The organism is Nocardioides sp. Root682, assembly GCF_001427795.1.
GTDB lineage: Bacteria > Actinomycetota > Actinomycetes > Propionibacteriales > Nocardioidaceae > Nocardioides.
On sequence record NZ_LMHJ01000002.1, the window covers coordinates 358,010 to 382,677 of the forward strand.

Below are 24,668 nucleotides of genomic sequence, written 5' to 3' on the forward strand. Positions count from 1 at the left end.
GTCCTTGTCAGGTGACGGGGTCAGCGGTTTATGGTCGGGGCTTCTTGCTCCCGTACCGCCAGCTTCTCGGGCAACGCGTTGCGGTCCAGCCGCTTTGACGACCCCACCCTCGGAAGTAGTGCGATGCGCTCAGCGAAGCAGTTTCTTTTCGGATCCCTCGGCACGGCCCTGGCCATCTCGGGCCTCACGGCCCTGGTGCCCACGTCGGTGCAGGCGGCCAGCACGGGCTTGATCATCAACGAGGTCTACGGCGGGGGTGGCTCGACCTCGACGTCGGCCGCCTACAAGGTCGACTTCATCGAGCTTCTCAACCCGACCGCGAACCCGGTGTCGCTCGATGGGCTGAGCCTGCAGTACCGGAGCGGGACCTACGCGTCGGGTGCGGTGAACCCGCTGGTGCTGCCGAACGTGTCCGTGCCTGCTGGGAGCAAGTACCTCGTCCAGACGAGCCCGCGGGTCAACTGCAGCGGTGCCGTCTGCGGCGGCGCCGAACTGCCCACGCCGGACTTCACCGCGACCACCACGGTCCTCAACATGGCCGCAGGTAGCGGCCAGGTGATCCTGGCCCAGGGCACGTCGGGTGTCACCGCCACCGGACTGTCGATGCACACCGCTGCCAACGTGATCGACTTCGTCGGTTACGGCACGGCGACGTCCTCGGAGACGGCGCCGACGGGCACGGCCCTGGCCAACACCACGTCCGTGCAGCGCAAGAACACGACCGACGCCGACAACAACTCGACTGACTTCAATGCCCCTGCGGTGCCCAGCCCCGAGGCCATGGGTGTGGTCGCGCAGCCGCTGGAAGCCACCGACCCGGGTGACAAGGTCCTCAACCAGAACGCCCCCATCGCCCCGATCACCCTGCAGGCGAGCGGCGGCACGTCGCCGTACACCTGGGCCGTCACCGACGGCACCCTGCCTGATGGCCTGACGCTGGCCGGCAACCAGATCACCGGCACGCCGACCACGGTGACCGAGTCCCCGGTCGAGATCACGGTGACCGCTTCCGACAGCGCAGAGCCCGCGGAGACGGCGACGGCGACCTTCACGATCACCGTCAACGCCCCGCTCACGCTGACTCCGATCGCCGAGCTGCAGGGCACCGGCGCGCGCTCGCCGTTCGCTCCCGCGACCGGCAACAACTCCGGCACGGAGATCAAGACGACCGAGGGCGTCGTGACCGCGGCCTACCCGGTGGGGGGTTTCAACGGCCTCTACATCGAGACCCCGGGGGCCGACACCGAGGGCGCGTCCGACGGCATCTTCGTCTACGGCGGTCCGACCAACGCCAACATCCCCGCGGGCATCCAGGTCGGCGACTCCGTGCGGGTCACGGGCCCGATCGCCGAGTTCTTTGACCTGACCCAGGTCGTTCCGGGCGCCGGGGGAGTCACCGAGCTCGAGACGTCGCTCGGCACGATCACCCCACGGGCGGTCGCCTACCCGACCGCGGTCGCGGACCGCGAGGTCCGCGAGGGCGAGCTCCTCGCCCCGACCGGGGACTTCACGATCACCAACACCTTCTCGACGAACAACTTCGGTGAGGTCGGCCTCGCGTACGGCGACATCCCGCTCAAGCAGCCCACCGAGTTCGTGGACGACGACGACGCTGCCGGCCTCACGGCGATCGACGCCGAGAACGCCTCGCGCGCGGTCGTGCTCGATGACGGCTCGACCACCAACTACCTCTCCAACGCCACCACCAAGGCGCTGCCCGTCCCGTGGCTGACCCAGGGCGCGAGCGCCAGCCCGTCCCCGCCGCGGGTCGGCGCGGGCATCACCTTCCACGCCCCGGTGGTCCTCGACTACCGCAACAGCGCCTGGAAGCTCCAGCCGCAGGGCCAGGTCACGACCGACGGCGCCGCGGTGGCGACCTTCGAGGACACCCGCGCCCAGAACATGACGCCCGCCGACGTCGGGAGCGACTTCAAGATCGCGACGTTCAACGTCCTCAACTACTTCAACACCACCGGCGAGGCGTACGTCGCCGCCGGCCCGCTGCAGAACCCGCCGCTGAACACCCACTGCACGTACTACACCGACCGCCAGGGCAACCGGATCGGCAACAACGAGTGCGGGACCATCGGTGCCGACGGTGTGAAGGCCGGCAACGGTCCGCGCGGAGCGGCGACGGCAGTCAGCCTGGCCCGCCAGGAGGCGAAGCTCGCCAAGGCGATCGTCGCCATGGACGCCGACGTGATCGGCCTCGAAGAGGTCGAGAACTCCATCAAGCTGCCGGGCGAGGCCAACCGCGACGACGCGCTCGCGCGGATCGTGGAGCTCATCGACGCGCTCGAGCCGGCCGCCGGCTGGAAGTTCGTGAAGAGCCCCGGTGAGGCCGTGACCGCCTCCGCGGTCGCCGAGCAGGACGTGATCCGTCCGGCGTTCATCTACAAGTCGTCGGCCGTGGCCACGGTCGGCCAGTCCGACATCCTCTTCGGCACCACCGAGTTCGCCAATGCCCGCGAGCCGTTGGCGCAGGCCTTCAAGAAGGCCGGTGGCCTCGACTCGGACGCGTTCGCGGTCATCGTGAACCACTTCAAGTCCAAGGGCGACAACGCCAGCCCGGCTCCGCCGGCCACCGGTGACAACACGAACAGCCCGTACTACGGGGCGTTCAACGGCGACCGCACTCGCCAGGCGACCCGCCTGATCCAGTTCGCCAACGACTTCGCGGAGGACCGCGGCATCGAGGCCGTCTTCCTCGCGGGTGACTTCAACTCGTACACGATGGAAGACCCGATCCACGTCCTCGAGACGGGTGGCTTCCTCCCGATCGAGTCGGACGACCCAGCAGACGAGAGCTACTCGTTCTCCGGCTTCTCCGGATCGCTCGACCACGTGCTGGCCAACCCGGCCGCTGCGGGCATGGTCACCGGCGCGGACATCTGGGAGATCAACGCCAACGAGGCGATCTCCTTCCAGTACAGCCGCCACAACTACAACGTCACCGACTTCTGGCAGCCGAACCTGCCGTTCGCCACCTCGGACCACAACCCGGAGGTCGTCGGGCTCGACCTGCCCGACGCCACCGAGCCGTCGTACAAGGAGATCCAGGTCCTCGGTACCAACGACTTCCACGGTCGTCTGCTGCCCGATGGAGGCAACGCTGCGGGTGCCGCGCCGTACGCCACGGCGATCAAGGAGCTGCGCGCGGAGAACCCGAACACGGTCTTCGTCGCCGCAGGTGACCTGGTGGGCGCCTCGACCTTCGAGTCGTTCATCCAGGACGACGAGCCGACGATCGATGCCCTGAACGCGATGGGGCTGGAGGTCTCGGCCGCCGGCAACCACGAGTTCGACCGTGGGTACGCCGACTTCGAGGGCCGGATCCGCGACCTTGCCGACTGGGAGTACATCGCGGCCAACGTCGACTACGACGCCGCGATCCCCGCGGAGGACCGACTCGCCGAGACCTGGACCAAGACCATCGACGGTGTCGAGATCGGCTTTGTCGGCGCGGTCACCGAGGACCTCCCGGCGCTGGTCAACCCGACCGGGATCGAGGGGATCACGGTCACCGACGTGGTCGACGCGACCAACGCCGCGGCTGCCCAGCTCAAGGCGGACGGTGCCGACCTCGTCGTCCTGCTCGTCCACGAGGGTGCGCCCACGACCGAGTGCAGCTCGGCGAGCTTCACCGACCCCGCGACGGTCTGGGGCAACATCACCCAGAACACGTCGGCCGACGTGGACGCGATCATCTCGGGCCACACCCACCTCGCCTACAACTGCAAGTACACCGTCGACGAGTGGGTGAGCGACGGCCGTGACGTCACCAAGCGCCCGGTCGTCTCCGCCGGCCAGTACGGCACGAACCTGAACAAGCTCGTCTTCAAGTTCGACGAGGTGTCCGGCGACCTGGCGGTCGTGACGCAGGAGGTCCTCCCGACCGCTGGTGTCGGCTACGCACCCGACCCCGACGTGCAGGCGATCGTCGACGACGCCGTCGACTTCGCCGAGACCGCCGGCAACGCCGTGCTCGGTCAGATGGACGGCCCGTTCAAGCGGGCGTCGTACAACCCGTCGGGGAACGCCACGGAGAACCGCGGTGGCGAGTCGACCCTGAGCAACCAGGTGGCCGAGGTCCAGCGCTGGGCGACCGACGCTGCCGGCATCGAGACCGACATCGCCTTCATGAACCCGGGCGGCCTCCGCGCGGACATGGCCGGCACCATCAACGGTGACCTGCGCGACCTGACCTTCCGTCAGGCCGCCGACGTCCAGCCGTTCGCCAACACCCTGGTGAACCTCAAGCTCACCGGCGCCCAGCTCGAGACCGTGCTGGAGCAGCAGTGGCAGCGCACCGCCCAGGGCGGCGTGCCGTCGCGACCGTTCCTGCGCCTCGGCGTCTCCGAGGGCTTCACGTACACCTACGTGGAGACCCCCGAGACGGTCAGCGTGCCGAACTCCGCCCCGGTGTCCACGTTCCGTGGTGAGGTCACGGGCATGTGGCTCAACGGCGAGCCTGTCGACGCGGCGCAGGTCTACTCCGTCACCGTGAACTCCTTCCTCGGAGGTGGCGGCGACAACTTCTGGGAGCTCGCCAACGGCACCGACAAGGTGGACACCGGCAAGGTCGACCTCGAGGCCATGGTCGAGTACATGGACCAGTACGACGCCGCGAACCCGCTTCCGGTCGACTACAGCCAGCGTGCGGTCGAGATCGACCGCGGCGACGCAGCCCCGGCCAGCTACCAGCCCGGCGACCAGGTCACGTTCGACGTGGGCTCGTGGGCGATGTCCGCGGCCGGCGACACCCAGGACACCAGCCTGCAGGTGAAGCTCGGCGACGAGGTGCTCGGCTCGTTCCCCGTCAACAACACCGTCGGGGACAAGCCGTACGACAACTACGGCACCGCATCGGTGTCGGTCACGCTGCCGCAGGGCATCGGCAACGGTGTCCAGGAGCTGACCGTCCACGGTCCCACCACGAAGACCTCGGTCCCCGTGTTCATCGAGGTGGACGACGTGGAGGACATCCAGATCGTCGGGACCAACGACTTCCACGGTCGCCTGCTCGTGGACGAGTCTCCGGCGAGTGCCACCTGTGCCACGGTGCTCTGCCCGGCGTCGGTGCTCTCGGGCACCGTCAAGCAGCTGCGCAGCGAGAACCCGAACACGGTCTTCGTGGCCGCGGGTGACCTGATCGGCGCCTCGACGTTCGAGTCGTTCATCCAGGACGACGAGCCCACGATCGACGTGCTGAACGAGGCCGGCCTGGACGTCTCGGCCGCGGGCAACCACGAGTTCGACCAGGGCTACGAAGACCTGGTGGGTCGGGTCCAGAGCCGGGCCGACTGGGAGTACATCGCCGCGAACGTCCAGGAGCCGGAGGGCCGCGACGACCTGGCGGAGACCTGGACCAAGGAGTTCGGCGACATCAAGGTCGGCTTCGTCGGCGCCGTCACCGAGGAGCTGCCGTCCCTGGTCAGCCCCGACGGCATCGAGGGCGTCACCGTCTCCGACATCGTCGACGCCACCAACACGGCGGCGGAGCAGCTCAAGGCCGACGGTGCGGACCTCGTGGTCCTGCTGGTGCACGAGGGATCCGCGTCGACGACCTGCAGCTCGCCGCAGTTCACGGACGAGAACACGGTCTGGGGCAACATCACCCAGAACGTGTCGGCCGACGTGGACGCGATCGTGTCCGGTCACACCCACCTCGCCTACAACTGCTCGTTCCCCGTGAGCGAATGGCAGACCGAGGGCCGGGCCGTCACGGACCGCCCGGTGGTCTCGGCCGGCCAGTACGGCCAGAACATCAACAAGCTGGTGTTCTCGGTCGACGGCAGCACGGGCGAGGTCGTGGCGAAGACGCAGTCGATCATGGCGCTCACCGCCAGCTCGCCGAAGGACCCGGCGGTCGAGGCGATCGTCAACGAGGCCAAGGCTGTCGCCGAGGTCCAGGGCGGGGTCAAGATCGGTGAGCTCGAGGCGCCGTTCAATCGGGCCCGCATCACCGGCAGCACCGACCCGAACCGCGGTGGTGAGTCCACGCTCAGCAACCTGGTGGCCGAGGTGCAGCGCTGGGCGACGGAGAAGCCGGAGTCCGGTGACGCGCAGATCGCGTTCATGAATCCGGGCGGACTGCGGTCGGACATGGCCGGTCAGCTCAACGGCGACGTCCGGGAGCTCACCTACAAGGGTGCCGCCGTGGTCCAGCCCTTCGCGAACACGCTGGTCAACATGGACCTGACTGGTGCCCAGATCGAGACCGTCCTCGAGCAGCAGTGGCAGCGGACGACAGGCGGAACGGTGCCCACGCGCCCGTTCCTCCGGCTGGGTGCCTCTGAGGGCTTCACGTACACCTACGTGGAGACGCCGGTGACCGTCAGCGGCACGGCGACCTTCGAGGGTGAGGTGACCGGGATGTGGCTCGACGGCGTGCCCATCGATCCCGCCACCAGCTACTCCGTGACCGTCAACTCGTTCCTGGGCTCCGGTGGTGACAACTTCCGCGAGTTCGCGAACGGCACGGGCCGGGCCGACACGGGCAAGGTCGACCTCGCCGCGATGGTCGACTACATGGCTGCGTTCGCTGCCACGGATCCGCTCGCGGTCGACTACAGCCAGCGCGCGGTCGAGGTCGAGTTCCCGGCCGACGCCCCGGCGTCGTACGCACCGGGCGACGAGGTGGGCTTCGACGTCGGCTCCTGGACGATGTCCAACCCCGACGACGTCAAGGACACCGCCGTCGTGGTCAAGCTGGGTGACGACACCTTGGGGACCTTCCCGCTGGACAACACCATCGGGACCGAGCGGTACGACCCCTACGGCACGGCGACGGTCTCCGTCACGCTCCCGGGTGACCTCGAGGCAGGGGACGTCGACCTCACGCTGACGGGCGCCGCGACCGGCACGTCGACCATCGTGCCGATCACGGTCGCCGAGCCCGACCCGGTCCCGGTCGTCAACAACTCGTTGCCGACGGTGACGGGCACGGCCAGGGTCGGCAAGCGGCTGACCGCGACGCCCGGCACCTGGACGCCTGCGCCCACATCGGTTTCCTACCAGTGGCTCGCGAACCTCACGCCGATCCCGGGAGCGACCGGTTCCACGCTGGTGCTCAAAGCGGCCCAGGTCGGCAAGCGGATCTCGGTGCGGGTCACCGCGAAGGCGACCGGGTACCTCGATGCGCTGGCCGTGTCGGCCCAGACGGCAGCGGTCGTCAAGGGCAACGTGACGCTCGTCAACCGGATCGACCCGGCCACCCGGATCGTGGTCAACCGGACGCGGGTCACGGTGGCCGTGCGGCCCGTGAACGCCGACGGCGTCGCCGCGACCGGAACGGTCCTGGTGCGGATCGGCACCAAGACGTGGAGCGGCACGCTGTCGGGCGGTCGGGTCGAGATCCCGCTCGGGGTGATGAAGGCGGCCGGCCTGAAGACGGTCTACCTGCGCTACCTCGGCAACGCGTCGCTCGCCGAGCAGCGCGAGATCACGTCGTTCACCGCAGTTCGCTGACCGGACGCGCCGACGTCCCGGAGCTCGGGCCGGGACGTCGGAGGGTCATGTCACCATCGGGACATGGGATCAGCCGCCGAGTCGCTCGTCGACGCACTGCATGAGGCAAGGGCCACCGTCGCGACCGCCGAGTCATTGACCGGTGGCCGGGTTGCGGCACGGATCACGAACGTGCCCGGATCGTCCCGGGTGTACGCCGGCGGCGTGGTCAGCTACCAGACCCCCGTCAAGATCAACGTCCTCGGCGTGCCTGCGGAGACGGTCGCCGAGCACGGCGTCGTCTCCGCCGAGTGCGCCCGGGCGATGGCCGAGGGCGTGCGGCGCCTCCTCGGCACGACGTACGCCATCAGCACGACGGGGGTGGCCGGTCCGGAGCGCCAGGAGGGCAAGGCTGTCGGCACGGTGTACGTCGGCGTTGCCGGGCCGGACGGGGTGCAGGTCCAGGAGCTCGCGCTCGACGGGGAGCGGGCCGCCATTCAGGATGCGAGCGTCGACGCCGCATTGTCGGCGCTGGCTGCGATGATCTCATCGGTCGGTCCCGCGCCGGAAGATTCGAGGCTCGGGTAGCGTTGAGCCAGAGTCCCCGCACAACCACCCATGAGAGGAGATCGAGATGGTGCTCTTTCGCCGCTCGCTCGGTGACATCCTGCGCAGTCGCCGCACCGAGCTCGGTCTGACCCTCCGGGAGGTCTCCGGCTCCGCACGCGTCAGCCTCGGCTACATCTCCGAGATCGAGCGTGGCCAGAAGGAAGCCTCCTCCGAGCTGCTCTCCTCGCTGTGCGACGCGCTCGAGATGCCGTTGTCCGACGTGCTCCGCGAGGTCGCGCACCACGTCGCTGTCGAGGAGGCCGCGCTGATGGCGATGGCTCCGACCCCGATCGCTCCGCGTCGTGCGGGCGAGGTCGTGGCCTCGGCCGCCTGACGGCTGCTTGATGGGCGCTCAGCGCGCCATTGCCTCCAGGCGCGCGATCCGGTCCGCCATCGGCGGGTGGGTGGCGAACATCCGCGACACGTCCGCGGCGCGGAACGGGTTGGCGATCATCATGTGACTGGCGTTCTGCACCTGCGGCGTCGGTGCCAACGGTGCCCGGGCGGTGCCGTGCTCGAGCTTGCGCAGCGCCGAGGCGAGAGCGAGCGGGTCACCGGTCAGGCGCGCACCGTCCTCGTCGGCGTCGTACTCGCGGGTGCGGCTGATCGCCATCTGGATGATCGCGGCGGCGAAGGGCGCGAGGAGAGCCGTCCCGATCATGACCAGCGGGTTCGGTCGGTCCTCGTCGTTGCCGCCGAAGATCGAGGAGAACGCCAGGAACTGGCCGACCGAGCTGATCACGCCCGCAAGGGCGGCAGCGACCGATCCGGTGAGGATGTCGCGGTTGTAGACGTGCATCAGCTCGTGGCCCAGCACGCCGCGCAGCTCACGCTCGTCGAGCAGTCCCAGGATGCCGTCGGTGCAGCACACGGCGGCGTGCTGAGGGTTGCGGCCGGTGGCGAAGGCGTTCGGCGCCTGGGTGGGGGAGACGAAGAGGGCGGGCATCGGCTGGCCGGCGGCGGTCGACAGCTCCCGCACGATGCGGTGCATCGCCGGCTGTTGCGCCTCGGTGACCGGATAGGCGTGCATCGCACGGATGGCCAGCTTGTCGGAGTTCCAGTAGCCGTAGGCGGTGGTCGCCAACCCGATGGCGGCAAAGATCCAGATGAACGCCGAGCTGCCCGTGGCGCCGGCGACCAGGCCGCCGATGACCAGGAGCAGGGCGAAGATGCTGGCGAAGAGACCGGCGGTCTTGAGCCCGTTGAAATGGCTGTGCATGCCACGTCCAACGGATGGGTGGGGTGGGGGCGTTCCCGGTGGCGCAGAGATGAGGGTCACGCGTCGGCAGCAGGCTGGCAGGTCGGGCACCAGTACGTCGTGCGCTGGCGCCCGGGAGCGCCGAGGGTGCCCGCGACCAGTGGTGTGTCGCACCTCCGGCAGGGCTGCCGGGTGCGGCCGTAGACCCACAGCGGTTCGCGTCGATCGCCGGTGGTGATCGGCTTGCCGTGCTGCAGGCTGGCCTGCAGCATCTGGCGTGCGCGGGCCAGGAAACGCGCGGGGTCGCGGAGGTTGGCCACCGGGACGACGGGACTGATGCCGTGCACGAAGCAGGACTCGGACACCCAGATCGTTCCGAGTCCGGCGACCACGGTCTGGTCGAGCAGGGCCTCGCCGAGGGTGCGCTCGGGGGCGGCGGTCAGGCGACGGATCGCCGTGGCCTGGTGCTCCGGCGTCCAGGCCCCGAGCAGGTCCGGGCCGAGGTGGCCGATGATCCGCCCCTCCTCGGCGGTCGCCACCAGCTCGACGATGCCGAGCAGGTAGCCGACGGCCTCGACCTGGTGCGCCGTCCGGAGCACCACGCGAGCGTCGCCGGCCGGCTTCGGCCAGCGGCTCCCGGTGCGGCCCACCTGCCAGCTGCCCTCCATCTTGAGATGTGTGTGCAGGGTCAGTCGGGCACCCTCGACGGTGGCGAGTCGGGTGAGCAGGTGCTTGCCGTGGGTGGCGGTGTGCCCGATCCTCGAACCCGCCAGGTCCGTGGTGGCGAGCTGGGGCACACGGAAGTCGGACTGCTGGAGGGTCTGGCCGGCGAGCGCCCGGTCGAGCCGGTCGGCGGTACGGCGGACTGCGTCACCCTCAGGCACGGATTCGCAGCCCTCTGGGAGTGGCGATGAAACCCGCCGCGGCGAGCGCGTCGCGAAGGGGGCTGCCGCTGCCGAGCAGCGCCGTGCCGTCTGCCTTCTCGACGGTCAGCTGGCCGAGGCCGCCCCGCCGCACCGTGGTGGAGAGGGCTTCGGCCGCCGGCGCGAGCAGGTCGGGGTCCTCGGTCCAGGTGAGCAGGGTGCGGCCGCCGCGTTCGACGTAGAGGACCAGGGCACCGTCGACGAGGACGACGATGGCGCCTGCCTTGCGGCCCGGGCGGTGCCCGACTTCGTCGGCGCCGGACGCCGGCCAGGGCAGGGCGGCACCGTAGGGATTGGCGGGGTCGGTGGCGGCCACCATGATGGCTGTCGGCTTGTCGCTGCCGCCGCTGTCGAGCGGGTTGGTGGCAAACGTCCGCAGCCGGTCGATGGCTCCGGCCGTGCCGAACTGGGCCGCACCGAGGCCCTCGACGAAGTACCCGCGACGACAGCGGCCGGCCTCCTCGAAGGCGCTGAGCACCTTGTAGACCGCCGCGAAGCCGCCCACCACTCGTTCGTTGACGACCGCGCCGCGGGTGACGACGCCGTGGCGATCGAGGAGCTGTTCGGCCTGGGCATGGGCACGCCGGGTCGGGTCGGCGTCGATCGTGGGGAGCACCGACCAGCGGCCAGCGCTCTCGGGAGGTCCGGAGCGGGCGACCCGACCGGGTCGGGCGGGTGCGCGCCGGGTGCGGTGGGCGGCCTTGCCGGAACGGGTGAGCGCTCGCAGCGGTGCGAGGGTGTCGTTGGTGAGGTGCCCGGCCCACACCAGTGCCCACAGCGCGGCGTTGACGGCGTCGTCGAGCGGAGCATCCTCGGCGTCGGCCAGGCAGGCGCGCGCGACCTGGTCGGCGACCTGCCGGAAGAACCACGCTCCGCCCGGAGCCAACACGTCGAGCACCCGCTGTTGCAGCGGGTCGTCCACCGGCCCGGGGGTGGGGAGGGTGAGGTGCGCCTGGTCCGCGAGGTGCAGCGACACCCACCCGTCGCTGCCGGGCAGCGCGTTGTGTCCGGCCCACAGGACCTCACCCGCAGCGGTCAGCTCATCGAGCAGGGCGGGTTCGAAGTCCCGGATGCGGGAGGCGAGGACCAGCGGTTCGACAGCGCTGGCCGGCACGGCCGCTCCGGCCAGCTGTTCCACGGCACGAAGCACGCCGTCGGCTCCGCGCAGGCCCTTCCCGCCGCCCGTCGAGCCTGCCGTGACCCCGTGCCAGGCCAGCGAGAACCGGGCGAGCGTGGTCGGCTCGACCGGCTCGATCTCGTGGCGCAGCTTCGCCAGGGACCGGCGACGCAGACGGCGCAGCACCTCGAGGTCGCACCACTCCTCGCCGGCTCCGACGGGACGGAACTCGCCGCTGAGGATCCGCCCCTGGGCCTCCAGACGCTGCAGCGTGTGCCGGACGACGGCGACGCCGAGCCCGAGTCGCGCCGCGACCTGGTCGGGGGTGAACGGTCCGTGGGTCCGCGCAAAGCGGCCCACGAGATCGGCGAGCGGGTCGTCGACGGGTTCGGTGAAGGCGGCCGGAGTGCCGGGTGGGGCGGGGATGCCCAGCCCGTCGCGCAGGCGAGCGATGTCCTCGACGGCGGCCCAGCCGTCGCCGTACGGGAGGCGGACAGGAACCACCCGGCGGGCGGCAGCGAGATCGGCCAGCCAGTCGCTGACGGGTGCCTCGTCGCGGGCGCGCGCAGTGACCTCGTCGAGGGTGAGCGGGCCGAGAAGGCGCAGCAGGTCGGCCACACCCTCGGCGTCCCGGGCCCTGCGGTCGGGGACGACGCGCTGGAGCTCGGCCTCGACCTCGGCCAGCACGTCGGGGTCGAGGAGCTCGCGGAGCTCGGCGCGGCCGAGCAGCTCGGCGAGCAGCCCCTGGTCGAGGGTCAGTGCGGCCGCACGCCGCTCGGCCAGGGGTGAGTCACCTTCGTAGACGAACTGCGCGACGTACCCGAACATCAGGGTCCGGGCGTACGGCGACGGCTGGGTCGTCTCGACCTCGGCGACCGTGATGTCGCGCTGGTCCACGCGGCGCAGCAGGGTGGTCAGGCCCGGCAGGTCGTAGACGTCGTTGAGCACTTCGCGAACGGTCTCGAGGACGATCGGGAAGGACGGGTAGCGCGAGGCGACCTCGAGCAGCGCGGCCGCTCGCTGGCGCTGCTGCCACAGGGGGGACCGGCGCCCGGGGTCGCGCCGGGGGAGCAGCAGTGCGCGGGCCGCGCACTCGCGGAACCGCGCGGCGAACAGCGCCGATCCGCCGACCTCGCGGGTGACGATCTCCGCGATCTCGTCGGGCTCGAACGCGATCAGGTCCGCACCCGGTGGCTCGGCGTCGGTGTCGGGGATCCGGATGACGATGCCGTCGTCGGACGCCATCGCCTGCCCGTCGACGCCGAAGCGCTCGCGCAGCCGCGCGTTGATGGCCAGCGCCCAGGGAGCGTGGACGGCCGTGCCGTAGGGGGAGTGGACGGCCAGGCGCCAGTCGCCGAGCTCGTCGCGGAACCGCTCGACCAGGATCGTCGCGTCGCTCGGCAGCACCCGGGTCGACTCGACCTGTTCGCGCAGGTAGGTCATCAGGTTGGTCGCGGCGTTCTCGTCGAGGCCGACCGCGCGGGCCCGGGCGATCGCCTGCTTGTCCGGCAGGGCGGCCAGCTCGCGGGTGAAGACGCCGATCGCCTTGCCCAGCTCCGTCGGACGTCCCGCGGTGTCGCCCTTCCAGAACGGCAGGCGTCCCGGAACACCGGGCGCCGGGGTGACGATCACCTGGTCGTGGGTGATGTCCTCGATCCGCCAGCTCGTCGCGCCGAGCGCGAACACGTCGCCGACCCGGCTCTCGTAGACCATCTCCTCGTCGAGCTCGCCCACCCGCCGGTTCGTGCCCTCCCCGGCGAGGAACACGCCGTACAGGCCGCGATCGGGAATGGTTCCGCCGCTGGTGACCGCCAGACGCTGCGCGCCGGGACGACCCGAGATCCGCCCGGTGACGCGGTCCCAGGTGATCCGGGGACGCAGCTCGGCGAACTCGTCGCTGGGGTACCGCCCGGCGAGCAGGTCGAGCACGGCGTCGTACGCCGAGCGGGGGAGCTGGGAGTAGGGGGCGGAACGGCGGACGACCTCGAACAGCTCCTCGACGTCCCACTCGTCGATCGCGGTCGCGGCGACGACGTGCTGGGCGAGGACGTCGAGCGGGTTGGCCGGGACCCGCAGCGCCTCGATGCTGCCGCTGCGCATCCGGTCGACGGCGACGGCTGCCGGCGCGAGGTCGCCGCGGTGCTGGGGGAAGAAGACGCCGTGGGACGTCTCGCCGACCTGGTGGCCGGCGCGACCCACGCGTTGCAGGGCGCTGGCGACGCTCGGCGGCGAGGCGATCTGGAGGACCAGGTCGACCGCGCCCATGTCGATACCGAGCTCGAGGCTGCTGGTCGCGACCACCGCCGGCAGCCGACCTGCCTTCAGGTCGTCCTCGACCATCGCGCGTTGTTCCTTGGACACCGAACCGTGGTGGGTGCGCGCGAGGAGGGACGGAGCGCCCGCTGCCGCGCCGGACTGGGCCATCACCTGGGCCGGTGGCTCGATCCCGTCGGCGGTGACGCCCGCTGCGATCTCGTTGAGTCGGGCCGTCAGCCGTTCGGCAGTACGGCGTCCGTTGGTGAACACGATCGTCGAACGGTGCTCGCCGATCAGCTCCGCCACCCGCTGCTCGACGTGCGGCCAGATGCTGGCGCGGGCCGGGGGAGCGGTCGGGTCCTCGAACTCGTCGTCGGCTCCGGGTCGGGACCCCAGCTCGGTCATGTCCTCGACCGGGACCTCGACCCTCAGGTCCCACAGCTTGTTCGCCGGCGGCGCGACGATCTCCACGGGCGCGGCACCGCCGAGGAACCGGGCCACCTCCTCCGTCGGGCGCACCGTCGCGGACAGGCCGATCCGCTGGGCGGGCTGGGCCAGCAGGGCGTCGAGGCGCTCGAGGCTGACCGCGAGGTGGGCGCCACGCTTCGTCCCCGCAACCGCGTGGACCTCGTCGATGATGACCGTCTCGATGCCGCGCAGGGTCTCGCGCGCCTGGCTGGTGAGGATCAGGAACAGCGACTCGGGTGTCGTGATCAGCACGTCGGGTGGTCGGGTCGCCAGCTTGCGCCGGTCGCCGGCAGCGGTGTCGCCCGATCGGAGCCCGACGGTGACCTCGGGGAAGGGCCGGCCCGGATGGAGCCGCTCGGCGGTCTGGCGGATGCCGATCAGCGGAGCGCGCAGGTTGCGCTCGACGTCGACCGCCAGCGCCTTGAGCGGCGAGACGTAGAGGACCCGGGTGCGGCGGAGCTTGTCCTCCGGCGTCGGTGTCGTCAGCAGCCGGTCGATGCCGGCGAGGAACGCGCTCAGGGTCTTGCCCGAACCGGTCGGTGCGACGACCAGGGTGTGGCGTCCGTGGCCGATCGCCTCCCATGCGCCCGCCTGCGCCGGGGTGGGCTCGGAGAAGGCGGCCCGGAACCAGGTCCGGGTGGCCTCGCTGAACCCAGCCAGCGCGTCCTGCGGCGGATCGGTCTCGGGCATCTGTCCATCCTCCCGCACGGCGCCGACAACCGAGCCACAATGGCGGAGTGCAGATGACGAGGCGGCGGACGACGGCGACGGTGGCCGCAGCGGTCGCCGTCGCGCTGGTTGCCTGCCTGGTGGCGTGGTGGCTCCTGCGCGACGACCCGGAGCCCGAGCAGGCGGTCGAGCCGATCGTCACCGTGACGCCGGCGACGCCGGTCCCCGTGCCGAAGCCGATGTGCGACCGATCTGCCCGCGAGGGCTTCGTCCCCACCGCGATCAGCGTCGAGGGCGTCGTACGACGTGCGCCGGTGCTCGCCGTACCGAGGACCTCGAGAGACGTTCCGGGGGTGCCGCCCGTCAGCGAGAAGCACGTCTTCGCGTGGGACCTCGGTGGTGTCGAGCCCGCGTCGGCGATGGGCAACGTGCTGCTGAACACCCACACCTGGCCGGACGGCAGTGCGATGGGCAACGCGCTCCTCGGTGCCCTCGACGTCGGTGACCAGATCGTGCTGCGTGGCGACGGGAAGTTCGCCTGCTACCGCGTCGCCGAGCGGATCGAGGTCCGTGACGTGGACGGGTTCCCGGGCTACAAGTCGACCGACGGGCCGCCGCAGATCGTGATCATCGTGTGCTCGGGCCAGCGGACGGGACCGGGCCAGTGGACGCACCGCACCCTCTGGTTCGCGAGCCCGATCGGAGCGGAGTCCAACCCCACGCCGGTGTCGTGACATCAGGAAGGGTGAGAGGAGGGGACGATGACCCACCCGGACCCGCAGCGCTCCTTCGAGGAGTACGTGACAGCCCGCTGGGCTGCGCTCTACCGCACCGCCCACCTGCTCACCGGTGACCGCACCGCCGCCGAGGACCTGCTGCAGACGACCTTGATAAAGGTGCTCGCGCAGTGGCCGCGGGTACGACGGGCCGACTCGCCCGACGCGTACGTCAGGAAGATGCTCCTCAACGAGATGCTCGGTGAGCGCCGCAAGACCGGCCGCCGCGCGCAGAAGGCTCATCTCGTGCCGGTGCCGCGTCCGCCCGCCGATCCGGCTGCCGACAGCTCGACGCGGCTCGACCTCTGGGCCCAGGTCCAGGTGCTGCCACCACGACAGCGCGCGGTCCTCGTCCTGCGCTACTACGAGGACCTCTCCGAGGCCGAGATCGCCGACGTCCTCGGCGTCTCGACCGGCACCGTGAAGTCGCAGGCGTCCCTCGCTCTGCGGACTCTTCGCGCCCGCCAAGCCCACCCTGCCGATCGAGCCCACCCCACCCACCCGTCGACCGAGGAGGTCTCGTGATGACCGATCAGCTCGAGCGTGACCTGATCCAGATGTTCGGCCGTCAGGCCGACGAGATCGACATCCCGCCTGTTCCCGTCGACCTGCTCGACGCGCCGGCCCCGAAGCCGGGTCGGGGCCGGGTGCTGGCCATCGTCGCTGCAGCAGCGGCCGTCGTGGCAGCCGTGTCCATCCCGATCGGTCTTGCTGCCCGGGATGGCGATGAGGTCCAGCCCGCGCCTGCGCCGACCTCGCCGCAGGTCAACGGTGCTCCGGCGATCGACGTGCCGTACCTCCTGCATGGCGAGCTCCGCGTGGGCCGACTGTCCGTGCCAACCGACGCAACCTCCATCGTGGTCTCGGGCGACGAGTTGTTCGTCGGATCCGGTGAAGGCGCCGGCGTGCGGTGGCAGCGGCTCGTCGGCGACTCGCTCCAGCCCGCTGCGTACCTCGACGGCCGTTTCGGGATCGTGGTGTCGCCGGACGGTGGGCTCGTCGCCGCGCCGACGGGCGACGGGCGGTCCACAGCAACGATCTGGGACACCGACAGTGGGGACGAGGTCGACACGATCAGACTCTCGGACCCCTCGGAAGGCAATGAACGGTGGCTGTACGACTTCGACGCCGACGGCCGGCTCTACTGGCAGGACGGCGCGGATCTGCGGATGCGCAGCACCACGGGTGAAGAGGTCGCTGTGGATGACAGCGAACGATCGTTCGTCGGGCCCGCGCCCGGAGGCATCGTGCTCGTCACCGCCGACGCCAACACCGCAAGCGTCGTGTCGGTCCGTGACGACGGCAGCGCGCTGGACCAGTACGACGTCCCGGTCACCACCGCGGGGGTGTGGGACGACGCCGGGCAGCTGTCCTATGCCGACGGCGGCAGCCTCTACGTCGTCCTGCCGCAGATCGGCGCCGACGTGAAGGAGATCCCGGTCGAGGGAGTCGCGACGCTCCAGCCGCTGGGTTGGAGCGACGGAAGGGTCGTGGTGATGTCCTACGGCTCCGCCGAGAACCGCGTGCTGTTGATCGATCCGGCAACCGGAGAGTCCGAAGAACTGTTCACCGTCGCGGCCGACGACGACGCCTATGCGTTCCCGGCGGTCGGCGGCACTGGAGCACTCTGAGGAAGGACCTGGCCGTTGGCGGTCGCCGGGACCCGACGCTCGAGAGCGAGCGCCATCCCGGCGATCGCTGCGCAGCCCAGGACCATCAGCGCGACGTAGAGCGACCCGAGGTCGTGCTCGAGCAGGAACCCGGCCACGACCGGTCCCGCGATCGCGCCACCCTGGAAGGCGCCCGCGCTCAGCGCGTTGTAGCGACCGCGGGTGTGGTCGGACGCGAGGTCGTTGCTCATGGCGGGCACGGTCGGCTGGAGCAGCGTCTCGCCGAGGGCGAACACCGCCATGAAGCCGAGCACGCCGGCAACGGCTGCCGCGCCTCCCGGAGCAGCGCCAGACGCACCGAGCAGGCCCCATGCACCGGCCCAGATCACGGCCATCACGATCATCACGCGGGTCCGTCGCAGTCCGCGGATCTTCGCCAGCACCGTGAACTGCAGCAGCACGATCACCGCTGTGTTCACCGCGAAGGCCAGACCGATGGTCCGGGTGGACACCTCCGCGACCTGGCGGGAGAACCCGGGGAAGCCGGCCTCGAGTTGGCCGTAGCCGATGAACATCGCCACGAAGGTGAGCGCCGTCAACCAGCGCACGGCCGGCTCGCGGAGGATCTGCAGGTAGCCGACCGTCGGCCTGGTCGATCCGTCCTCTGGTTGCGCGGCCCGGCCGTGCACGTGGCGCAGCGGGCCCAGGAGCAGTGCCAGCGGGATCAGGCCGGACGCGGCATCGCCGAGGAAGATGGTGGTGAAGGTGCCCGGCCGGTCGACGTCGGCGAGCAGGCCCCCAACGATGCCGCCGACGCCGATGCCGAGGTTGACGAGAGCGAAGTTGATGCCGAAGTACTGCTGGCGGAGCTCGCCGGACACGACCGCCGCGATCAGCGCGTTGAACGCAGGCCAGGAGACCCCGAAGTTCAGCCCGATCAGGATCAGCGCCACGGCCGCGATCGCGGGCGTGGTGGCGAACGCGAGCAGCACGTTGCCGATGATCATCGCGACGATGCCGAACAGCAGCACCGAGCGCGCCCCGAAGCGGTCGGTCAACGCACCGCCGGGCCCGGTGACGGCCAGCCCCACCACGGCGATCAGCGCCATCAGGGTGCCGGACAGGCCGAGGTCGAACCCCCGCACCTCGTGGAGGTAGATCAGCGTGAAGGGCAGCGTGAGTCCGCGCCCGAGGGTCTGCACCGCCACGGTCGAGAGCAGCAAGCGGCCCTCGACGGGCAGCGCCGCCCAGAAGCTCTTCACTTGGCCGGGAGGGACGCGGCGTACGACGTCCCGCGCTGCACCCACACGGCGAGCTCGTCGTCGGAGGCGACGTCGGCGTCGTCGACCCGGAGCCAGCCGTTCATCGCGCGACCCCTCATCTCCATCGGGAACGCGGCGGTCGTCGCGAGGAGCTCCTCCGTCGCCGCGGGGTCGACGCGCACCAGGACGCCGCCCTGACCACTGGCAGCGACGGCCATGTTGCCGCCGACGAGGAAGGCCAACCCGCCGAACATCTTCTTCTCGGTCAGCTCATGGCCCGCCAGGGCTGGGTTGTCGTCCAGCAGTTCGCGGAGCCGCCCGGCCAGCCCTTCGTCGTACGCCATGGAACGAGGCTAGGGCGCGGCACCGACATTCGCCGACCGGGTTTCCTCCGAGGGTGTCTCGTCAGTCCATCGCGAGGTACTGGTCGGCCCACGCGCTGATGATCCGCGCTGCTCGCTTGGCCTGGCCGGGCGCGGTGAGGAAGTGGTCGGCGCCCTCGAGCGAGATGAAGTTCCGTGGGTGCCTGGCGGCGCGGAAGATGTCGCTGGCGTTCGCGATGCCGACGGTGTTGTCAGTGGGGGAGTGCATCACCAGCAGCGGGCGCCGCAACGCCGGGATGCACGAGGCGAGGTCGGTCGCCCGGACGTCCTCGATGAACGTACGACGCAGCGTCAGTGCCTTGCCGCCCACCAGCCACTCGGACTCGCCCTCGCTCATGACCCGGTCGAGGATGGCGTCGAAGTTGTGCTCGACGTGCGTCGGCTGGAAGGGCGCACCGATCGTCACCACGGCCCGGACCGACGGGGTGTTCAGCGCGGCAGCGAGAACCGCGTCGCCGCCGAAGGAGTGCCCGACGAGGAGCTCCACGGTCCGCCCGGAGCCGTTCATGAACTCGACGGCCCGGACCGTGTCGGCCACCTTGTGGGTGAACCCTCCGTCGCCCCAGTCGCCCTCGGAGTCGCCCAGCCCCAGGTTGTCGAAGCGCAGCATGCCGACCCCCTCGGCGGCCAGCTGCTTGCAGATCCGCGCGGCTGCCGGCGAGTCCTTGCCGAGCGTGAAGCCGTGGGCGAAGACACCCCATCCACGGACCTCGCCGACGGGAAGGTCGACGATCCCGGCCAGCAGCTCGCCGGTGACGCTCGGGAACTGCACACGCTCAGCCATGGCGTCATCGTGCCACCGAGCGGCGCCTGTCGGGGCGAGGGTCAGGGACGCCACTCCGGGTCGCGCCCGATGAACCCGATCAGCTTCGCCTGCGGATCGGCGTCGTCGGCCACGGGGACGCGGGCGCCGTACTGACCGCTCTGGCGCAGCATCTCGTCCATCGGCTCCATGCCCTCGAACATGGACGCGCAGCGTTCGGCGTCGAGCCGGTCGTCCTGACCGGTCGCACGGGCGAGGTCCCAGGTGTGCATGAAGATGTCGTTCGTGTAGAACTGCGCGACCGCCTGGGGGAGTGGCATCTCGGGCAGGTGTGGATGGGCGAAGGTCTTGGTCGCCGCGGTGGGGTCGTCGAGAACCGCCTGCACCGCGGCCGCGTGGTGGTCCCACGCCGCAACCGGGTCCTCGTCGGCCGACGGCCCGACAGGGAGCTTGATGTCCGAGCCACCGGCGAGGAAGTGGGGGAACCACTCCACCAGGTGTCGTACGACGTCGCGGGCCGTCCACTCGGCCACGGGCGAGGCGACGTCCCATCCGCCCGGCGCGACACCGCGGACCTTCTCGGCGAAGGTGCTGGCGATGCTCGCGTGCTCGGCCGCCGGCTCCGCGGGGATCATGCCTGCTCCTCGACGAGGCGCGCGAGCAGGGCGTCGAGGGCGTCGTACCCCTCGTTGACACCGGTCTCCATGCCACTGGCGAGCATGCCCGCGCGCGACTCGAAGTCGTAGACGACCGAGAGGATCTCCAGGCGGGTACGGCCGTCCGGGAGATCATGGAGGGTGAGGGTGTCGAGGCTGACCGCTTCCGGCATCTCCTCGAACCCGAACGTCTGCACGATCTTCTCGTTCTCGGTCACCCGGTGGACCGAGCCGTAGAAGTGCGCGATCTCCTCGCCGTCGCGGGTCGCGGTGTAGCGGTACTCGCCGCCGGTGCGCATGTCCCAGACCTCGATGTCCATGCCGATCGAGTGCGGGCCGAGCCACAGCTTGATCAGCTCGGGGTCGACGTGCGCGCGATAGACGAGCTCGCGGGGCGCGTCGAACTCGCGGACGATCCTGACGGTGGGGACGTCCGGGTCGGCCTCGATGGCCGTGCCCGGCGTGGTCTTCGTGTTCATCCCGCTTCTCCTTGCGCTCGCTGTTGGGGGTGTTCGTCGGCGGGGGAGGCCTTGCCCTGCAGGCGGGCCAGCACCGCGTCCAGTCGTTGGTAGCGCTCCTCGGCCTGCTGCCGGTAGCGCTCGATCCACTTCGTCATCAGGTCGAAGACCTCCGCGTCCAGGTGCACAGGCCGCCGCTGGGCATCGCGACTGCGACTCACCAACCCGGCCTCCTCGAGCACCTTGAGGTGCTTGGAGACGGCCTGGAGGGAGACGTCGTACGGCGCCGCCAGCTCGCTGACCGTCGCGTCGCCCGCTGCGAGGCGGGCGACCATGTCGCGCCGGGTCGGGTCGGCGAGAGCCGAGAAGACCCGGGACAACCTGTCGTCGTACTCAACCATGGGGTTGAGTAAACGCCTCCGGATGCGGCTTTGTCAACCGTCGGGTTGAGAAAGGCCACGGCAGGCAAACGGTGCGGCGAGTTCTGCGTACAGTTCGCGGAGGCAGGCGCGGACGTGGTCGGGGTTGAGCATCACCTCGGCCCAGGTGAAGCGGAGCACCCGCCAACCCGTCACCACGAGAGCGGTGTAGCGCTCGCAGTCGGATTCGAACGCGCGCTTCTCCTTGCCGTGCCACTCCCATGACTCCGCCTCGATCGCGACGCCGGCGATGGGGTCGACAAGGTCGGGATGGACGACCAGGCCGCGCGCGTGAATCTCATACTGCGGCACGACGTCCAGACCGCACTCGATGGCGAGTGCTCTCAGCGTCGACTCGAACGGATTGGCGGCGCGCCCGTCGGCGTACAGCAACACCCGCCGTACGCGCGGACTGGTGGCCCTGACGCGCTGTAGGTCGTCGTACGTCAGGTCGCCATGACGCAGTGCCGAATCGGCCACGGCCAGCGCGTCGGGAAACGGCAGGTCCCGTGCGCACTGAAGCACGGTCGTCAGGGGATCGGTGGCCCACCCGCGAGTCCGGGCGCTGCGCGGCAGTCGACGTACGTCGGCGGCGGCCACCTTGGGGAGTGGGCGGCCGTGAGGTACGGCGATCTGCGGGCGCGTGGGAGGCACGCGCACCTCCCAGTCCCAGTGCATGGCTGCACTGAGGTGGGTGATGTGCCCATGGCACAGCACCGCTGCGCGCCGGGCCTGGTCGGCTGCTGGCAGCACGTACCGGTTGCGCCCGGCCTTGCGGATGAGTCCGTTGGAGACGGCGGTGCGGACACGGCGACGCGTGGTGAGAGCAAGCAACGCGGACGCAGGCGCGATGCCGCCCAACCTCTCCAGCGCCTCGACTGCATCCACCCCGCAAGACTGACGCGATCTGCCCAGCCATGCAGCCGGTCATCCACAGGCCACGTCGGACACGGCCGCGGCACGAAGCGCCGGAGGGGCCGGCGAGTCGCGACGATCTCGTACGTGTGGTGGCCCGTCAGCCCCGCACCATCGGGGGTTGTACGACGACCGCGGGGCCGCGCCGGTAGAGCAGGGCCGGGCGGCCGCCACCCTCGGCGGTGCCGCCCGTGGCGTCCGTCGCGACCACGAAACCCTCGGTGCCCAGCACCTTGCGCCGGAAGTTGCCGAGGTCCGGGGGAGTGCCCCAGACCGCGGCGTACACGCGTCGCAGCTCCGGGAGCGTGAACGGCTCGGTGACGAACTCGGTGGCCAGGGTCGTGTACTCCAGCTTCGCGCGCACCCGCTCACGGGCGTCGACGAGGATCTCGCGGTGGTCGAAGGCCAGGGTCGGTGCGTCCTCGCCGTCGAGCAGGTCGTCGACCACCCACCAGCGTGCGTCGGCGGCGTCGGTGCCGGCCTGCGGCTCGGGCAGGTCGGGTGCCAGCGCGACGTGGGCGACCGACACCACCCGCATCCGCGGGTCGCGGTCGGGTGCGGAGTAGGTCCTGAGCTGTTCGAGGTGCCCGGGGAAGCGCGCTGTGCCGTCGAGGCCGGTCTCCTCCCGCAGCTCCCGCCAGGCCGCCTGTTCGGCGTCCTCGTCCGGCTCGACGAACCCGCCCGGGAGGGCCCAGGAGCCTGCGAACGGCTCCTCGCCGCGCTCGACGAGCAGGACGGCCAGGGCGCCGTCGCGGATGGTGAAGATCGCCAGGTCCACGGCGACCGCAAACGGCGGGTGGGTGCTCATACCGCTACCCCCGCCTCAGCGAGCTCGGTCAGCGCGGCCGCCGAGCTGTCCGGCGCGACCCCGGCGTGCAGGCCCGGCAACAGGCGCACCCTGAAGCCCTCCTTCACGGCATCGAGGGCGGTGGCGCGGACGCAATAGTCGGTCGCGATCCCGGTGACGTCGACGTCGGTGACCCCGGCCGCTCGCAGGAGGTCGGCCAGCCGGGCGCCGTCGTCGGTGACGCCTTCGAACGCCGAGTACGCCGCCTCACCCATGCCCTTCACGACGTGGTGGGTCACGGCGTCGGTCACGAGCTCGGGCGCGTAGTCCGATCCCGCCTCGCCCTGGACACAGTGCACCGGCCAGGTGTTCACGAAGTCGGGATCCTCGCCGGGCGCGTGGAAGTGGCCGCCGTTGGTTTCGTGGGCGTGGTGCCAGTCGCGTGATGCAGCGATCAGCGCGTAGTCCGCCGCCCTCGCGGCGAGGTGCTCGCTGATCCGGGTGGCGACCTCGCGGCCACCGGTGACGCCGAGGGAACCGCCCTCGACGAAGTCGTTCTGGACGTCGACGACGATCAGTGCTCGCTGCACGGTGCTGTCCTCTCTCTGGTCTCGAGACGGTTGCTGCGCAACCTCCTCGACCTCCGAACATGTCAGGTACGACGGCCCGGCGGCCACGCCGCGCACGTCGGCCGGCAACGTGGCCAGTGCCGCGGCCGCGAAGGCCCGGACCTCGTCCAGAGTCGGTGTGTGGACGACCGCGCCCGCCCGGATGAGCGGCACCTGGACTGGCCGCGCGGCGGGTCCCGGAGCGGGGTCGCCGTCGCGGGTGACGAACTCGGCGACGAGGAGCCCCTGGTCGTCGTACTCGCGGAAGGCGGTCTTGTGGCCGCCGACCGATGCCTTGTCCTGCGACTTCTTCGCGACCGGACGCATCGGTTCTCCGGGTGCGTCGGCGATGGCGACCAGCTTGTAGACCATGCTCGCGGTCGGGTGGCCCGAGCCGGTCGCGACGCGGGTGCCGACGCCGTACCCGTCGATGGGGGCGTCCGCGAGGGCGGCGATCACGAACTCGTCCAGATCGCTGGTCGCCACGATCCGGGTCCTCGTCGCGCCGAGCGAGTCGAGCAGGGCGCGTGCCTGGTGGGCCTCCTCGCTGAGGTCGCCCGAGTCGAGGCGCACCGCGCCGAGCGCGGTCCCGGCGACCTCGACCGCCGTCCGGATGCCCTGGGCGGTGTCGTAGGTGTCGACGAGGAGGGTCGTCCCGACGCCGAGTGCCTCGACCTGGCTGCGGAACGCCTCTGCCTCGGTGTCGTGCGCGAGGGTGAACGCGTGTGCGGCGGTGCCGGCCGTCGGGACACCGAATTGCCGGCCCGCGGCGAGGTTGCTCGTCGAGCCGAACCCGGCGACGTACGCCGCCCGCGCTGTCGCGACTGCCGCCTGCTCGTGGGTACGACGCCCGCCCATCTCGATGATCGGGCGGCCCTGCGCCGCGTCGACCATCCGGACGGCCGCGCTGGCGATGGCCGTGTCGTGGTTGAGGACGCTGAGCACGAGCGTCTCCAGGACGAGGCACTCGCCGAGGGTGCCGGTGGCGGTGAAGACAGGGCTGCCGGGGAAGTACAGGTCGCCCTCGCGGTAGCCGTCGATGTCGCCGGTGAACCGGAAGTCGCGCAGGTACGCGACGGTTGCCGCGCCGATCACTCCCTGTTCCTGGAGCCAGGCGAGGTCGTCGGCGTCGTAGGAGAAGGCCTCGATCAGGGTGAGGAGCCGGCCCTGCCCGGCGAGCATCCCGTAGCGGCGACCCTCGGGCAGGCGTCGCGAGAACGCTTCGAAGACGGCCGGTCGACCGACCATGCCGTCGCGCACGAAGGAGTCGAGCATGGTGAGCTCGTAACGGTCGGTCAGCAGTCCGGTGCGGTCCATCGCGAGCTCCTCGATGTTGTAGTCA

The 24,668-nt window shown here is 70.7% G+C and carries 18 protein-coding genes; 6 read left to right on the forward strand and 12 right to left on the reverse strand.

Annotated elements, in window-relative coordinates; genetic code table 11:
* Nucleotides 1-123: 123 nt before the first annotated feature.
* The 3 genes from ASD84_RS13975 (at nucleotide 124) to ASD84_RS13985 (ending at nucleotide 8,392) form a co-directional block, all read left to right on the forward strand.
* Nucleotides 124-7,470 carry an ExeM/NucH family extracellular endonuclease gene (locus ASD84_RS13975; protein ID WP_056711533.1) on the forward strand — a complete coding sequence of 2,449 codons (7,347 nt, stop codon included), beginning with the start codon at nucleotides 124-126 and terminating at the stop codon, nucleotides 7,468-7,470.
* 63 nt (nucleotides 7,471-7,533) lie between these two features.
* Nucleotides 7,534-8,037 (forward strand): CinA family protein, encoded by a 504-nt coding sequence (locus ASD84_RS13980; RefSeq protein ID WP_056711536.1) that lies wholly within the window; start codon nucleotides 7,534-7,536, stop codon nucleotides 8,035-8,037.
* A gap of 46 nt (nucleotides 8,038-8,083) precedes the next feature.
* Nucleotides 8,084-8,392 carry a helix-turn-helix domain-containing protein gene (locus ASD84_RS13985; RefSeq protein WP_056711537.1) on the forward strand — a complete coding sequence of 103 codons (309 nt, stop codon included), beginning with the start codon at nucleotides 8,084-8,086 and terminating at the stop codon, nucleotides 8,390-8,392.
* A gap of 18 nt (nucleotides 8,393-8,410) precedes the next feature.
* Here ASD84_RS13985 and htpX read toward each other — a convergent pair whose 3' ends face one another.
* The 3 genes from htpX to ASD84_RS14000 are packed head-to-tail and all read right to left on the reverse strand — an operon-like array spanning nucleotide 8,411 to nucleotide 14,710.
* Entirely contained in the window at nucleotides 8,411-9,277 is an 867-nt protein-coding gene (htpX, locus tag ASD84_RS13990) for a zinc metalloprotease HtpX (RefSeq protein WP_056711538.1), read from the reverse strand.
* A gap of 56 nt (nucleotides 9,278-9,333) precedes the next feature.
* Complete coding sequence (locus ASD84_RS13995) at nucleotides 9,334-10,140, reverse strand: DNA-formamidopyrimidine glycosylase family protein (protein ID WP_056711540.1); 807 nt, start codon at nucleotides 10,138-10,140, stop codon at nucleotides 9,334-9,336.
* Nucleotides 10,133-14,710, reverse strand: coding sequence for an ATP-dependent helicase (locus tag ASD84_RS14000; RefSeq protein ID WP_056711542.1), 4,578 nt, complete (start codon nucleotides 14,708-14,710; stop codon nucleotides 10,133-10,135). Before ASD84_RS14000 ends, ASD84_RS13995 begins: the two co-directional genes overlap by 8 nt.
* 53 nt (nucleotides 14,711-14,763) lie before the next feature.
* Between ASD84_RS14000 and ASD84_RS14005 the strand changes: the two genes are divergently transcribed.
* From ASD84_RS14005 to ASD84_RS14015, 3 genes are read left to right on the forward strand one after another with little or no spacing between them, the layout of a single operon-like run.
* On the forward strand, nucleotides 14,764-15,423 hold the full coding sequence (locus ASD84_RS14005; RefSeq protein ID WP_056914057.1) for a class F sortase: 660 nt from the start codon (nucleotides 14,764-14,766) through the stop codon (nucleotides 15,421-15,423).
* A gap of 27 nt (nucleotides 15,424-15,450) precedes the next feature.
* Nucleotides 15,451-15,990, forward strand: a complete 540-nt coding sequence (locus tag ASD84_RS14010) for a SigE family RNA polymerase sigma factor (protein WP_056711546.1) — start codon at nucleotides 15,451-15,453, stop codon at nucleotides 15,988-15,990.
* On the forward strand, nucleotides 15,990-17,096 hold the full coding sequence (locus ASD84_RS14015; protein WP_056711548.1) for a hypothetical protein: 1,107 nt from the start codon (nucleotides 15,990-15,992) through the stop codon (nucleotides 17,094-17,096). Before ASD84_RS14010 ends, ASD84_RS14015 begins: the two co-directional genes overlap by 1 nt.
* Here the strand turns inward: ASD84_RS14015 and ASD84_RS14020 are convergent.
* From ASD84_RS14020 to ASD84_RS26110, 9 genes are all read right to left on the reverse strand, one after another.
* Nucleotides 17,057-18,382, reverse strand: a complete 1,326-nt coding sequence (locus tag ASD84_RS14020; RefSeq protein ID WP_056711549.1) for an MFS transporter — start codon at nucleotides 18,380-18,382, stop codon at nucleotides 17,057-17,059. The two genes, ASD84_RS14015 and ASD84_RS14020, sit on opposite strands and share 40 nt — an antisense overlap.
* Nucleotides 18,334-18,681 (reverse strand): TfoX/Sxy family protein, encoded by a 348-nt coding sequence (locus ASD84_RS14025; RefSeq protein ID WP_056711551.1) that lies wholly within the window; start codon nucleotides 18,679-18,681, stop codon nucleotides 18,334-18,336. The genes ASD84_RS14020 and ASD84_RS14025 overlap by 49 nt, the downstream gene beginning before the upstream one ends.
* Nucleotides 18,682-18,742: 61 nt before the next feature.
* Nucleotides 18,743-19,504: an alpha/beta hydrolase family protein gene (locus tag ASD84_RS14030; RefSeq protein WP_056711553.1), complete on the reverse strand. Its 762-nt coding sequence runs from the start codon at nucleotides 19,502-19,504 to the stop codon at nucleotides 18,743-18,745.
* 41 nt (nucleotides 19,505-19,545) lie between these two features.
* On the reverse strand, nucleotides 19,546-20,118 hold the full coding sequence (locus ASD84_RS25545) for a TIGR03086 family metal-binding protein (RefSeq protein ID WP_056711555.1): 573 nt from the start codon (nucleotides 20,116-20,118) through the stop codon (nucleotides 19,546-19,548).
* Nucleotides 20,115-20,618 (reverse strand): SRPBCC family protein, encoded by a 504-nt coding sequence (locus tag ASD84_RS25550; RefSeq protein WP_056711557.1) that lies wholly within the window; start codon nucleotides 20,616-20,618, stop codon nucleotides 20,115-20,117. The genes ASD84_RS25545 and ASD84_RS25550 overlap by 4 nt, the downstream gene beginning before the upstream one ends.
* Entirely contained in the window at nucleotides 20,615-20,998 is a 384-nt protein-coding gene (locus ASD84_RS14045; protein ID WP_056711559.1) for an ArsR/SmtB family transcription factor, read from the reverse strand. Before ASD84_RS14045 ends, ASD84_RS25550 begins: the two co-directional genes overlap by 4 nt.
* Before the next feature lie 33 nt (nucleotides 20,999-21,031).
* Entirely contained in the window at nucleotides 21,032-21,904 is an 873-nt protein-coding gene (locus ASD84_RS14050) for a hypothetical protein (RefSeq protein ID WP_156391945.1), read from the reverse strand.
* A gap of 127 nt (nucleotides 21,905-22,031) precedes the next feature.
* A complete protein-coding gene (locus ASD84_RS14055) occupies nucleotides 22,032-22,739 on the reverse strand; it encodes an NUDIX hydrolase (protein ID WP_056711563.1) in 708 nt (235 codons plus the stop codon).
* Complete coding sequence (locus ASD84_RS26110; RefSeq protein ID WP_414858599.1) at nucleotides 22,736-24,658, reverse strand: nicotinate phosphoribosyltransferase; 1,923 nt, start codon at nucleotides 24,656-24,658, stop codon at nucleotides 22,736-22,738. The genes ASD84_RS14055 and ASD84_RS26110 overlap by 4 nt, the downstream gene beginning before the upstream one ends.
* Nucleotides 24,659-24,668: the final 10 nt, after the last annotated feature.